The 12,949-nt window shown below is 39.2% G+C and carries 13 protein-coding genes; 5 read left to right on the top strand and 8 right to left on the bottom strand.

The window, feature by feature from the left end:
- The first annotated feature begins 173 nt into the window (after window positions 1-173).
- Entirely contained in the window at window positions 174-458 is a 285-nt protein-coding gene (locus EMK97_RS17080; RefSeq protein ID WP_130603994.1) for a damage-inducible protein J, read from the top strand.
- Entirely contained in the window at window positions 455-733 is a 279-nt protein-coding gene (locus tag EMK97_RS17075; RefSeq protein WP_130603993.1) for a type II toxin-antitoxin system RelE/ParE family toxin, read from the top strand. The genes EMK97_RS17080 and EMK97_RS17075 overlap by 4 nt, the downstream gene beginning before the upstream one ends.
- Before the next feature lie 14 nt (window positions 734-747).
- Here the strand turns inward: EMK97_RS17075 and arsJ are convergent, their stop codons facing one another.
- The 5 genes from arsJ to EMK97_RS17050 form a co-directional block, all read right to left on the bottom strand.
- On the bottom strand, window positions 748-1,968 hold the full coding sequence (arsJ, locus tag EMK97_RS17070; RefSeq protein ID WP_130603992.1) for an organoarsenical effux MFS transporter ArsJ: 1,221 nt from the start codon (window positions 1,966-1,968) through the stop codon (window positions 748-750).
- 4 nt (window positions 1,969-1,972) lie between these two features.
- Window positions 1,973-2,983: an ArsJ-associated glyceraldehyde-3-phosphate dehydrogenase gene (locus tag EMK97_RS17065; protein ID WP_130603991.1), complete on the bottom strand. Its 1,011-nt coding sequence runs from the start codon at window positions 2,981-2,983 to the stop codon at window positions 1,973-1,975.
- A 48-nt stretch (window positions 2,984-3,031) separates the two neighbouring features.
- The gene (arsB, locus tag EMK97_RS17060; RefSeq protein ID WP_130603990.1) at window positions 3,032-4,048 is read right to left on the bottom strand and encodes an ACR3 family arsenite efflux transporter; all 1,017 of its coding nucleotides are present in this window, start codon (window positions 4,046-4,048) and stop codon (window positions 3,032-3,034) included.
- A 27-nt stretch (window positions 4,049-4,075) separates the two neighbouring features.
- Window positions 4,076-4,879, bottom strand: coding sequence for a metalloregulator ArsR/SmtB family transcription factor (locus EMK97_RS17055; protein WP_130603989.1), 804 nt, complete (start codon window positions 4,877-4,879; stop codon window positions 4,076-4,078).
- 135 nt (window positions 4,880-5,014) lie between these two features.
- Window positions 5,015-6,172 carry an iron-containing alcohol dehydrogenase gene (locus EMK97_RS17050; RefSeq protein ID WP_130603988.1) on the bottom strand — a complete coding sequence of 386 codons (1,158 nt, stop codon included), beginning with the start codon at window positions 6,170-6,172 and terminating at the stop codon, window positions 5,015-5,017.
- A gap of 167 nt (window positions 6,173-6,339) precedes the next feature.
- On the opposite strand from EMK97_RS17050, the gene EMK97_RS17045 reads away from it, so the two are divergent.
- A complete protein-coding gene (locus EMK97_RS17045; RefSeq protein ID WP_130603987.1) occupies window positions 6,340-7,209 on the top strand; it encodes an AraC family transcriptional regulator in 870 nt (289 codons plus the stop codon).
- Between the two features lie 77 nt (window positions 7,210-7,286).
- Here EMK97_RS17045 and EMK97_RS17040 read toward each other — a convergent pair whose 3' ends face one another.
- A complete protein-coding gene (locus EMK97_RS17040; RefSeq protein ID WP_130603986.1) occupies window positions 7,287-9,572 on the bottom strand; it encodes a response regulator in 2,286 nt (761 codons plus the stop codon).
- A gap of 148 nt (window positions 9,573-9,720) precedes the next feature.
- On the opposite strand from EMK97_RS17040, the gene EMK97_RS17035 reads away from it, so the two are divergent.
- On the top strand, window positions 9,721-10,473 hold the full coding sequence (locus tag EMK97_RS17035; protein ID WP_130603985.1) for a substrate-binding periplasmic protein: 753 nt from the start codon (window positions 9,721-9,723) through the stop codon (window positions 10,471-10,473).
- Between the two features lie 84 nt (window positions 10,474-10,557).
- Here the strand turns inward: EMK97_RS17035 and ribA are convergent, their stop codons facing one another.
- Together ribA and EMK97_RS17025 are read right to left on the bottom strand one after the other, a co-directional pair.
- Window positions 10,558-11,157: a GTP cyclohydrolase II gene (gene ribA / locus EMK97_RS17030; RefSeq protein ID WP_130603984.1), complete on the bottom strand. Its 600-nt coding sequence runs from the start codon at window positions 11,155-11,157 to the stop codon at window positions 10,558-10,560.
- A gap of 232 nt (window positions 11,158-11,389) precedes the next feature.
- The gene (locus tag EMK97_RS17025; protein ID WP_130604526.1) at window positions 11,390-12,283 is read right to left on the bottom strand and encodes a LysR substrate-binding domain-containing protein; all 894 of its coding nucleotides are present in this window, start codon (window positions 12,281-12,283) and stop codon (window positions 11,390-11,392) included.
- 128 nt (window positions 12,284-12,411) lie between these two features.
- Between EMK97_RS17025 and EMK97_RS17020 the strand changes: the two genes are divergently transcribed.
- On the top strand, window positions 12,412-12,858 hold the full coding sequence (locus tag EMK97_RS17020) for a DoxX family protein (protein ID WP_130603983.1): 447 nt from the start codon (window positions 12,412-12,414) through the stop codon (window positions 12,856-12,858).
- The last annotated feature ends 91 nt before the right edge of the window (window positions 12,859-12,949 follow it).

Raw genomic sequence — 12,949 nt, 5'->3', positions numbered from 1 at the left:
ATCAATTACTTTGTTAAATACCTAGGTACTGCTCAACTAAATCAGCAGATAAACAGCAAGCCTTTGATGTTAAATACTGCCTGTTTAACCACTAAATTTACTCGAACAAGTTGTCTTAGCAAAACACCAGTGCTAACATTTGTGTGTACACTTAGTATTTAAGGTAACTGATTATGGACACTCGTATACAATTTAGAGTTGATGAAGAAACCAAACGATTAGCACAGTTGATGGCTCAAAGCCAAGGGCGAACTTTAAGTGACGCATGCCGAGAACTTACCGAGCGTTTAGCTGAAGAACAACGAAAATCAATGAGTCATGATACATGGCTATCAGAACAAATAAATGCTGCATTTAGTAAGCTTGATAGTGACAAAGCTAATTTTATTGCACATGATGAAGCTAGAAGCTTAATGGAAGAAAGAAAACAAAAAATCCGCAACCGGAGTAAAACGTGATTTTTTGGGAAGAAGAGTCGCTTAATGATAGGGAAAAAATATTCGAGTTTCTTTACGATGTTAACCCTAAAGCTGCCGAAAAAACGGATCAAATAATTGAGGCGAAAGTTGAACATTTGCTGGAGCATCCACTAATGGGTGTTCAACGGGATATTTTTCCAGGCCGATTATTAATTATTCCAGAAATTTCAATGATCATTTCTTACTGGCTTGATGGAAGCACTATTCGAGTCATGCGAGTTTTACACCAAAAGCAAAAGTTTCCAGCTGAGTAACCCTATTAGCAAAACTAACCGTTTTGCTGCGGTAACTTGATTGAAAGAGCAGCAGCTAAGGCAATAAAAGCACAACTAACCCACAAGCACGTTGCTAAACCATATTGCTGATACAAAAAGCCAGAAAGTACCGTACCTATTAAGCGCCCCATGGCATTAGCCATATAATAAAAGCCGACATCAAGCGAGACGCCATCACGACCTGCATAACTAACAATAAGGTAACTATGCAGTGATGAATTCACCGCAAACACCGCACCAAAAATTAATAAGCCTACAATTAAACTTATTTGCACATAAAAATTAAGCTGTAGCGAAATGGCTATGCCCGCAGGAATAAGCAATAAGTAACATGCCCAGCGCATTGCCGCCGGCCCTGAAGGCACTTTACCTTGTTTTTTGCCAGTAACATAAGGCGCAAATGATTGCACAACACCATAGCCAATCACCCAACAAGCCATAAAGGTGCCAACCCACCAGTGATGCCAATTAAATTGCGCGGCAAGAAAAACAGGTAGCGCGACCACAAACCAAACATCACGCGCGCCAAAGAGAAACATACGTGCTGCAGAAAGATAATTTATCGCGGCACTTTTTGAGAAAATATCAGTGAATTTTGCTTTGTTTTTTGCCTTACCTAACTCAGCCTTTAAGGTCATTAAACTAAATAACCACACTGCTAATAAACATGCTGCCATCAAGGTAACAGCACCAGTAAATTCAAATAGCGTCAGTAACAAGCCACCTAAAAAGAAACCAACACCTTTTAAGGTATTTTTAGAGCCAGTTAAAATTGCCACCCATTGATATAACTTACCTTCAGCCCCTTCTTTTACTAATAATTTGATGGAACTTTTGGCACTCATTTTATTTAAATCTTTAGCGATACCTGACAAGGCTTGCGCCGCCATAACATAAGCAACCGTGAGGTAATCACTCGGCGCTGCTAGCATACCTAAGGCAACAATTTGCATGGCTAAACCAATATTCATGGTTTTATTAAGCCCTAACCTAGCACCTAACCAACCACCAACTAAGTTGGTTACCACGCCAAAAAATTCATAAAATAAAAACAGCATGGCAATATTTAACGGGCTATATCCGAGTTGATGGAAATATAACACCACCAACATACGCAGTGCGCCATCAGTTAAGGTAAACGCCCAGTAATTTCCGGTAATAATTAAATATTGCTTCACCTGCGGTGATAGCTGTTTTAATGACAAAAGCCCCACACGCTTATTCCTTATCAGATAAGCCAACTAAACGAGCAAGTTCAGCAGTACGATTAGCGTAGCCCCACTCGTTGTCGTACCAAACATAAAGTTTTACTTGCGTACCATTAACTACCATGGTTGATAAGGCATCAATAATACTTGAGCGCGGATCAGTTTTATAATCAATTGATACGAGTGGTTTTTCTTCAAAACCAAGAATATCCTTTAACTCATTTTCTGACGCTTCTTTCAAAAAGGCGTTCACTTGTTCACTTGTCGTAGCCTTTTCAACTTCAAACACACAATCGGTAATTGAGGCATTAGCTAGCGGCACACGAATAGCATGGCCATTTAACTTACCTTGCAGCTCAGGGAAAATATGGGTAATTGCCGTTGCTGAGCCTGTTGTTGTTGGAATTAAACTCATACCACAAGCGCGCGCTCTACGTAAATCTTTGTGAGGTGCATCTAAAATGGTTTGCGTATTGGTAATATCGTGAATGGTTGTCATTGAGCCATGCTTAATGCCTAGCTTTTCATGAATAACTTTTACCACAGGCGCTAAACAGTTTGTCGTACAAGAAGCCGCAGTAACTATTGGATATTGAGCTTTATCATAAAGATGCTCATTAACACCCATCACAATATTAAGCACGCCCTCTTCTTTTACTGGCGCAGTCACTACAACACGCTTAACCCCCTGCTTAAGGTAGGCTTGCAGCAAGGCTTTGGTTTTAATTTTTCCTGATGCTTCAATCACTACATCACATGCTGACCAATCAGTATCATCAATCGCGGTATTTTGTGAGCAAGTAATGGCTTTGCCATTAATTAGCATACTATCGCCTTGGTGATTGGCATCATGGTGCCAACGACCGTGTACTGAATCAAAGGTCATTAAATGCGCTAATGTTTCAGCATTGCCCGCTGGATCATTGATATGAACAATCTCAATATCCTGCCAATCGTACATAGCACGCATGGTTAAACGCCCCATGCGACCAAAACCATTAATACCAATTTTAATTGTCATTGTATTTTCCTTTTTAAATATAAATCTTTAATTCGCGACTAGCTAAAACTATTTATGCTCAAACCAATGCTTACTTCGATTCACCATAGTCACTAACGATAGCATCACTGGTACTTCCACCAATACACCCACTACAGTGGCAAGCGCAGCCCCTGAATGTAAGCCAAACAGTGATATAGCCACAGCAACCGCTAGCTCAAAGAAGTTTGATGTACCAATTAAGCAAGCAGGTGCGGCAATGTTATGCGGGAGTTTTAGCCATTTAGCAGCTAAATAAGCAATTAAGAAAATGCCATAGGTTTGAATAAGTAGCGGAATAGCAATTAAACCAATAGTTTCTGGCTGTGAAATAATTGTTTCAGCTTGAAAGCCAAATAAAAGCACTACTGTTGCTAATAAACCTATCACTGACCAAGGCTTTAGTTTTGCCAAAAAGCCATCAAGTACGGCTTGATTGTTATTAAGCTTTTTACGTGTGATAGCGCCTGCAATCAAAGGTATCAAGACATAAAGTACTACCGATAAAAATAGCGTCTGCCAAGGTACTTGAATATCGCTAACACCCAGTAAAAATGCTGAAATTGGCGCGAAAGCAAATATCATAATGACATCATTCACTGACACTTGCACTAAGGTGTAGTTAGCATCACCTTTGGTTAATTGCGACCAAACAAATACCATAGCAGTACAAGGGGCAACGCCCAATAAAATCATACCTGCGATGTATTCTTGTGCCGACTCAGGATCAACAAAATCAGCAAAAAAGTAATTAAAAAATAGCCAACCAAGAGCTGCCATAGTAAATGGTTTAATTAACCAGTTCACCACCACAGTTAGCACTAAACCCTTAGGGTTTTTGCCAACATCTTTAATGGAAGAAAAGTCAATTTGCACCATCATGGGATATATCATTAACCAAATAAATAGCGCGACAATCACATTAACATGGGCGATTTCAAGGCCAGCAATCAGTTGAAAAGTTTCTGGGCTCCATAAACCCAAGAGCACACCTGCCAAAATACAAAGTGCCACCCAAAGTGATAAATAACGCTCAAAAATTCCCATATTAGGCTCCGATAACTACTGACAAAACTACTGACAAAAACTTGCTTTATCAGGGCGATTATTCATTGTTTTTAATCTTTGCAACGCTGACATTATCAAGGGCACATTATGCTCAGTGGTTTGTGCTATCACAGTCTTTGCCCATAATGGCAAATCAGGGTTAATGCGATAAAACACCCACTGACCGTGTTTTCTATCCGTTAAGATTTGCGCTTTTTTCAATACCGCCAAATTGCGCGAGACTTTAGGCTGGCTCTCTTGCTCAAGGGCCACCATCAACTCACAAACACATAACTCACCATGGTAATGGGTTAACATTAACGATTTAAGACGAATATCATCGGTAAGGGTTTTATAAAAGTCGGTTGGCGTTAAAGCAAACTCAGAGGAAGTTGCCTGTTTAAAATCAGCCGCGTCGCAGTTATCAACCAACAAAAACATCGATATTCTGTTATTAATTTCTTGTAAGCTATCATCAAAAGCCGTACTAGATTGACGCGACTTAGGGTCGATAAAATCCCACGCAAGTTGTTGCCTAGCTCCCGGATAGCTTCGACATTCACTATTGGCCTTATCACAAAGAGTAATAACATAATCAAACTTCTGACCAGCAAAAATGCTTAAGTCTTTTGCGGCTAAATCTTGCGTAGTAATAGCCATTTTCTGCAATGCAGCTATCGCGCGTTTATCTACCTGCTCAGGGTGAGTGCCTGCACTATAAACATCGTATTTATCACTGGCTCTATATTTTAAAATGGCTTCTGCCATTTGCGAGCGAGCCGAATTACCCGTACATAAAAAGAGCACTCGAGTTTTCAAAGCATTGGTCATCTATAGCTACCTCTTTAATGAATGCGACAGATTATATATACGAAAAACCATATATACAATTTTTTATATAAAAAAAGTCCGCAATAATGCAGACTTTTTGAACATCCATAATTTACTTATAAATTTATCAGAGCGTTATTTTGCCGCATGTAAAATACGTTTAACGATATCTAGCGTTAAATCACCCGTTTCAGATAACTGGGTTAAGCCCATTTTTTCCATATTAGCCACTAAAGTATCAATATCGTTATCATCAATATTGTAATGACTTAGCTGGGTAACAATACCAAGTGAGTTGAAAAATCTCTCGGTTTTATCAATAGCAGCATCAATTTTTTCATCATCACTACCGTCAGTAATATCCCAAACTCGCTCAGCATATTGCAGCAACTTGGCACGTTTATGAGTTTTTCGCTCTCGCAATAAACTTGGTAGCACTATGGCTAAAGTACGACCATGAGCAATGCCAAACATAGCCGTCATTTCATGACCTATCATATGCGTAGACCAATCTTGCATAACACCGACACCAATTAAGCCATTAAGTGCTGATGTGGCAGACCACATAAAGTTTTTACGGGCAGCAATATCAGTATTGTCTTGATAAGTCACAGGACCATCTTCAATTAAAGTTTTTAGCAATCCTTCTGAAAACCTATCTTGCACCTTAGCGTTTTGTGGCTGAGTTAAGTACTGCTCAATAACGTGAATAAAGGCATCGGCAACACCATTAGCAATTTGCTCTTTCGGTAAAGTTAAGGTTAAGTCCGGATCTAAAAATGAAAACTTCGGATAAACAAGTGCTGAGGTAAACGGGTATTTTTGCGCATTGTAAGTAATTACGCCAAAGGTGTTCATTTCAGAGCCAGTAGCAGGCAAGGTAACCACACAACCTAATGGAATAGCACTTGCTGACGGCACACTGGCAAAACCATTGAACAATATTTTTTCATGATCAGCTTGTTGCTTGGCAGCTAAGGCAACAAACTTAGTGCCATCCATCACAGAGCCACCACCAACAGCCAGCAGAAAATCAACATTTTCAGCTTGAACCAGTTTTACAGCCTTCATTAACGTGTCAAATTCTGGATTAGCCTCAATACCGGCAAACTCTAGTACTTCACGCTCACCTAAACTGGCTTTAATTTTGTCTAAGGTACCGAAACGTTTAACGCTACCGCCACCATATAACACCAAGACTTTGGCATCCTTAGCTATTAAATTATCTAATTCATTTAATCTATCCTGACCAAATACAATTTGTGTTGGATTATAATAATCAAAGTTTTCCATGGTTTGTCCTCTCTCAGTAAAGTATGCCTATTTTACTAATAACACCCCATATTAGAATGACAAAAACCACCAATTTCATGCCTAAAACTATCACAATAAGAATTTAAAAAGATATTTACTAGCGAATTAAGTATACTCGAGACAAAGAAAATAGAGACTTAACCGCTATGAATAACCTAGTTAATAATTTAATGAAGCTTGCCAAGGAAGAAGGCTACAACAACACCTATTTACCCGGTGTTGGTATATATAAAGCCAGTAGCTCAACAGCGCGAGTGCCCTTATGTTACAGCCAAGGCATTATCATCATTATTCAGGGGCAAAAGCGTATACACTTTAATCAACACAGCTATGATTATAACCCTGAGAATTACCTGACCCTGACGCTACCGCTTCCGGCAGAGTGTGAAACCATAGTACAAGACGGCAAGCCATTATTGGCACTTGCCATAGATTTAAACTTAACCATATTAAGTGAGTTAGTGCGGGTACTCGATGAGCATGGTAAAGGAAGACACATAGACAATATTGCCGAAAGCAAAGGTTTATTTGTTAGCCAATGTACAGAAGCGTTTTCATGTGTGGTTTCACGCCTTGCAGATTGCCTAACCTCTAAACTACAGTGCGATATTATTGGTCAAGGCTTGCTGCGAGAAATCTTCTTTCACGTATTAAGCGGGCCGCAAGCATCGCCACTGTTCGCTTTAGTATCGCACAATACCCATTTATCGCGCATGGAAAGAGTATTAAAACACCTACATAATAATTTTACTGGTCATTTAGATGTTGACCAACTTGCTGCTATGGCCAATATGAGTAGCTCAAGCTTTCACCGTAACTTCAAACAAATTACCGCATCATCACCGATACAGTATGTGAAAAAAATTCGCTTAAGTAGAGCTAGGGAGTTGCTGCAAGATCATGGCCTTAAAGTAAAACAAGCAGCGGCTCAAGTTGGTTATGAAAGCCCCACTCAATTTAGTCGTGAATTTAGCCGCTACTTTGGCTTAAGCCCGAGTGACTGTGCAAAAGCCTAGAGCTGCTCTAGGCGTAAATATAATAATTTTAAACCATTGCAAGAGCTATCAGCCATATAAATGCTATATGATTGTAGCTAGCTGTGTTTAATAGGCCAAACCCCTGTGCTATGAGATAAACAAGCATTAATTTCATTATATAAGTCATCAGGATCATAAGGTTTGGCAATAAAGCCATCCATTCCTGCATCAACGCAGTGTTGCTTCTCTAGATTCATATCGCTTGCGGTAATAGCAATAATGATGGTGTGCTGATCTGTACCTTTCTCTAAACGTCTTATTGCTCTTGTTGCCGTTGCACCGTCCATTACTGGCATATGACAATCCATAAGAATAAGGTGGTACTTATGCTCTTGCCATAACTCTACCGCTTCTTTACCGTCATTGGCAGTGCTGACATTCGCTTTAATAGCAGATAGCATATTTACGCAAACCTTAAGGTTTATCTTAGAGTCATCAACGACTAAAATATCAAGCACCTGGCCCTCTAGCTGGCCATCGAGGTAAACCACATTATCAGGTAAGGCTTGCTCGCCACTCGCAGCTATCACTTTTAACAATGTTCTTTGAATAACTTCAGGTGGAGCAGGAAGCTCCAAAAAGGCGTCAATACCCAACTCTAAGCATTGCCAGTTATCAGTTTCATTGGCGCTAGCAGAGACCATAATAACTTTCGGTTGGCTAGCCAAAGCAATTTCTTTTAGCTGGCTATATAACTCAAAACCATTCAGTAAAGGCATATTTTTGTCAACAATGACTAAGTCATAGCTATTTCCTTGCTGATCAGATGAAATAATATCATCGATGGCATAAATAGGATCATTGATAACAACTACCGACATTTGCCAAGAACTAAGAAGCTCAAACAATAACTTGCCATTAAAAGATTGATCATCAACCACCAGAACCCGTTTATTGAAAAGTGTCGCCATATCTTCAGCAGAGAATCCTGTTTTAATATGGGAGTTTTGTAAGGTCAGCGAAAAATAGAAGCTACTGCCAACACCTGTATGGCTAGCAACCGACAATTTCCCCCCCATAAAGTCAACCAAGCGATGACAAATTGTTAGCCCTAAACCTGTGCCCCCATATACTCGAGTGGTTGAATTTTCCGCTTGGGTAAACTTATCAAAAATAGTCTCTAACTTATCTTCTGCTATGCCAACACCAGTGTCAATTACCGAAAACTGTATTTGACAGTGATCCGATTGCACATCATCGACATCAACCTTAAGGCTCACTCTACCTTCCGGTGTAAATTTAATGGCATTATTAATTAAATTGATCAATACCTGCTTTATTTTTGCCGCATCCCCGATAACATAATGTTCAAGTTTTCTTTCGAAAACTAAATTAAGCTCAAGACCACTCTCCTCTGCAACCGGTTTAAATAACAACATAACATCGTCGACAAGTTCAACAATATCAAAGTGATGCTCATCTTTTTCTAGCCGACCCGCTTCAATTTTAGAAAAATCTAAAATACTATTAAGCAAGTCCAGCATGTGATTGGCACTTTTTTGAATTACTCGGGCAAATTCATATTGTTTTTTATCAAGTGGGGTTCTTAACAGTAGCTGCGTCATACCATACACACCATTCATCGGTGTTTTTACCTCATGACTCATATTGGCTAAAAACTCACTTTTAAGTTGATTGGCTTGCTCAGCTTTTTCTTTTTCTTCTTCAAGTTTGTGAAAAGATTTTGCTAACATTTGCCACATGCCATTGTAGGAATTAACCAGATAGTTTAACTCATCATCAACAACTTTATCCCTACCTTCTAGGGCGATATCTTTGTGCTCTTTGATTGCGCTAGTCGCCATAGACTTTGCCAAATAGGTTAGATGACGACCAACAAGTAGGTAAACAATAAATAAAATAACAAATGAAACGATAAAAGTTTTCGCGCCTTGCGTGATTAGCGTGAGCAGTACCTTATCGGCCAAATGTCGATAAACAGGATACAAGTCACTAACCACATATAGTTCTCCTAATGTAGTTGTTTCACCTTCATACTCAAAACTTACCGGCCAACGGCCAACACGTGAATATTCAGTCTCGTCTACACCAAGGTTGTTAACAACTTGCCCATCTCGAATTAACTGCACTAAGGCTATATCTGGGAGGTTTTTGATTCCGCTAAGCTGAACGCTAATTTGCTCATCATCCTCAACCCATAATGCATTGGCGATGGCGGGTAAATAACTTGCCTCTATTTGAAGTAATCTTTCATCCAATACAGACATGTCACGATTGTAATCCACAAATAAGTGAACCAAGGTAATAATGAGCGTTAATAATGAGCTACACAGCATTATCCAGATCAGTAAGCGCTTAGCTATAGAATTTTTAAACTTCATCTACATTATCATCCTTAAATATAGAAGTTCGCTGGGAAACTAAAAACCTTGTCTATATTTAGGCTAGTAAACAAGCCATTCTTTTGCAATTTTTAAATAACTTACTAAGTTTAAAGCGACACAAAAATAAAATTCACAGGCGGGTGACATGCATATTCTCAAACTCTCCTTATTGGTACTGCTGCTAATGCCAATAAAGACTTATGCACTAACAAAAATTAATTACATGGTCATTCAAGACCAAGCGCAGCCTTTTCAAAACCATCAAAATAAAAAGCACCATAACGGCATTATTACCGACATAGTGAAAGAGATTTTTCCTGCGTCTGACTATGACTTAACCATACATACACTGCCATTTAACCGCATGATTAAAACACTGGAACAAGGAAAATTGGAGAATTGGATTACTTTTGGCTCACCAAATTGGCCGGGAGTTCAATCGCTAAATTTATCTCAGCTACCCGTATTTAATGTGCAACATTCGTTATTAACGGCAAAACAGCATGAATTTGACATCAAGTCTGCGCAAGATCTTTTTGGCAAAACCGTGATATTACTACATGGTTTTGATTATCCTGGTTTAGAAGAGCATATTAGCAATAAAGACATCAACGCGATCAAGGTGAAGTCCTATAGTTCGGCCTTTAAAGTAGTCAACAGACTAAAAGATAAAGCAGGCTTTGTAGAAATGACAGTACGTATTAATTACAACCTAAAGGAGCAAAAGCTAGCACCTGATGATTATAACTTGCTTAATTTTTCCAGCGTTATTGCTGACTACAATTTACATTTAGCCATGGCACCCGATATGGATGCCAAGATAGAAAATCATATCAACGAACAGCTCAAAAAAATGCAAAGCTCAGGTAAGTTAAAGGAGATTATAGACGCTTACTAAACCAATTTAATAAGCTCAGTTAATATGTGCAACCTAAGTGACTTAGCTGAAATGACTTAGCTTAAGTGGCTTAGCCAAAGTAAATTAATCAAACTTCAACTTATGACCAGCATTGTCCACTTTAGCTTTTAAGTAGTCTTCGTTACCGTCTTTGATATGCGTTGAGGTATTCACTTCTTTTTCTACCGTTAAACCATAGTCTGATAGTGCTTTGACTTTTTTAGGATTATTGGTCATCAACTTAATACGAGAAATGGATAACGCCTCTAACATTTGCCCAGCTTCAGTAAAATCACGCAAGTCATCACCAAAACCTAAGTGATTATTGGCTTGGTAGGTATTCATGCCTTCAGATTGCAATTTATAAGCATCAATTTTATTGTACAAACCTATGCCTCGGCCTTCTTGGCGAAGATATAAAATAATACCGCCCTGCTCTGCCATTTGATTAATGGCTTCATCAAGCTGTTCACCACAGTCACAACGAGATGAATGAAAAACATCCCCTGTTAAACACTCAGAATGTAACCTTACCAGTGGCACAGCTTGAATTTGATCTGCTTGCCCAAAAATAATGGCGACATGCTCTTTGTCAGAGTTAAGGCCATGAAATGACACCATTTCTGCTGGAATGTGGCTTTGTGAACCAACTTTTAAAGAAATTCTTGTACGTACTTCAGCCATAGCTACTACTTATTTACCCACTTACTATGAGTTTATATCAAAAAAATAACACCAGCGAGCTAGGTCGCTAGTTGAAGATGGCGCATTATACCCTATTATTTTTACTGTTCTGAGCATTATTACGATTTTTCTTCTGCAGAAATCACTTTCTTAATAATTCACTTTGTTTCTTCACCTAGCAATCGTGCAACTTAATGCTTAGATAGAAAACACAGAAAGATTTTAAGCCAAATTAGAGAAAGTGTTGCTGCAATATTTCTCTTAAGCGCGCTAATCCTTTGCCTTTATTCACCGTTTTCCAAGCCATAAATAAATCACTCGCTTCGCTGGTGTGCTGATAATCTAAAGCAACTAACTCGCCTGAGTCTAAATAACACTGAACTCTATTTTTAGGTAAAAAACCCACACCAATTCCCGCTAATACAGCATGAATTTTATGTTCAACAGAGCTGACAAAAAAGTGCTGGCTCTGCTCAATAATGTTACTCGACCAAGGAATGCCGCGCTTGGTTGAGTCATGCGTGATCACGGTTCGATATTGCTGTATATCAGCTTTAGTCACAGGTCTATTAAAAAAGCTCAACTCATGATCTTTTGCCGCAACAAACACTTGTTCAAGTACTGATAAAGGCTGTGTTCTTATACCTTGTTGCGCAGGTATTGGCGCAGGAGCACCAATAAGTAAGTCAACCTTATCTTCTATCAGCGCCTCCCAAGAGCCATTCATGACTTCTTCGGTAAAATCAATTTCAATATTAGGGTGTTCTGTTAAAAACTGCGCAATAGGAACAAAAAGTGATTGCACATCAAAGATGGAATCCACCGCGAGTCGAATGCTCGGCTCCCAGCCGTGAGAGATTGTTTGTGTTTGCGCAGTCACTTTACTGACCGCGCCAAGTAATTTACGTCCCTCAACAAGTAGATGCCTGCCCGCAGGCGTCAACACAGAACGGCGACCTTGTCTGACAAACAAGGTAACCCCTAATTGCTCTTCCAACTTTTGCACTATATAGGATAGCGCAGAAGGCACTTTATTTAGTTGCTCTGCTGCTGCAGCAAAGCTACCCCGACTATCAATGGCATCTAGCACTAACAAGGCTTCTAAAGTAATTGGTGAGCTATACATAGGGTAAATATAATTATTCAAATAATTTGAACATATTAAACAAAAAACAGGACTTATTCCATCAAACGACAAAACATACAATAGCTACACATTAACAAAACAAGACAGTTTATCTAACGGAGACAATCATGAATACATCAATAGTTAAGAACATTTTAGCATCAAATCCCAGCTTTGCTGGCCTGCCACTACGCATTATTGCTGGCATTATTTTCGCTGCCCATGGCGCTCAAAAGCTCTTCGCCTGGTTTGGCGGTTACGGCCTAGATGGCACCGGCCAATGGATGGAGTCTATCGGTATCACTCCTGGCTACTTAATGGCAATGATGGCTGGAAGTGTTGAATTTTTTGGTGGCTTATTACTCATTATCGGCTTACTAACAAGACCTGCTGCTTTATTACTTGCTTTTACCATGCTAGTTGCCATTTTCAGCGTACATATAGATAACGGTTTATTTATGAGCAACAACGGCTATGAATTTGGTTTAGCACTATTTGCCATTAGCATAGCGCTAATGATTCAAGGTGCAGGCAAATATTCAGTCGATAACTTCTTAGCTCGCAAGTTGAGTTAATAGCGTATTAACTTACTTATATCGATACAAAAGCGCCTAACTACTAGGCGCATTTATTAAACTAAACGCAAACATAAACAAGATTGAGGTT

The organism is Litorilituus sediminis (genome assembly GCF_004295665.1).
Classification (GTDB): domain Bacteria; phylum Pseudomonadota; class Gammaproteobacteria; order Enterobacterales; family Alteromonadaceae; genus Colwellia; species Colwellia sediminis.
The sequence above is the reverse complement of the archived record's forward strand: the minus strand, read 5'-3'. Positions and strand labels throughout refer to the sequence as shown.

Excerpts from the sequence above, each read along its gene's own strand:
- EMK97_RS17035 (WP_130603985.1), top strand. The coding sequence starts at position 9,721 with ATGCATATTCTCAAACTCTCCTTATTGGTACTGCTGCTAATGCCAATA.
- EMK97_RS17065 (WP_130603991.1), bottom strand. The coding sequence starts at position 2,983 with ATGACAATTAAAATTGGTATTAATGGTTTTGGTCGCATGGGGCGTTTA.
- arsB (WP_130603990.1), bottom strand. The coding sequence starts at position 4,048 with ATGGGAATTTTTGAGCGTTATTTATCACTTTGGGTGGCACTTTGTATT.
- EMK97_RS17020 (WP_130603983.1), top strand. The coding sequence starts at position 12,412 with ATGAATACATCAATAGTTAAGAACATTTTAGCATCAAATCCCAGCTTT.
- EMK97_RS17050 (WP_130603988.1), bottom strand. The coding sequence starts at position 6,172 with ATGGAAAACTTTGATTATTATAATCCAACACAAATTGTATTTGGTCAG.
- EMK97_RS17055 (WP_130603989.1), bottom strand. The coding sequence starts at position 4,879 with ATGACCAATGCTTTGAAAACTCGAGTGCTCTTTTTATGTACGGGTAAT.
- EMK97_RS17080 (WP_130603994.1), top strand. The coding sequence starts at position 174 with ATGGACACTCGTATACAATTTAGAGTTGATGAAGAAACCAAACGATTA.
- ribA (WP_130603984.1), bottom strand. The coding sequence starts at position 11,157 with ATGGCTGAAGTACGTACAAGAATTTCTTTAAAAGTTGGTTCACAAAGC.
- EMK97_RS17045 (WP_130603987.1), top strand. The coding sequence starts at position 6,340 with ATGAATAACCTAGTTAATAATTTAATGAAGCTTGCCAAGGAAGAAGGC.
- EMK97_RS17025 (WP_130604526.1), bottom strand. The coding sequence starts at position 12,283 with ATGTATAGCTCACCAATTACTTTAGAAGCCTTGTTAGTGCTAGATGCC.
- EMK97_RS17040 (WP_130603986.1), bottom strand. The coding sequence starts at position 9,572 with ATGAAGTTTAAAAATTCTATAGCTAAGCGCTTACTGATCTGGATAATG.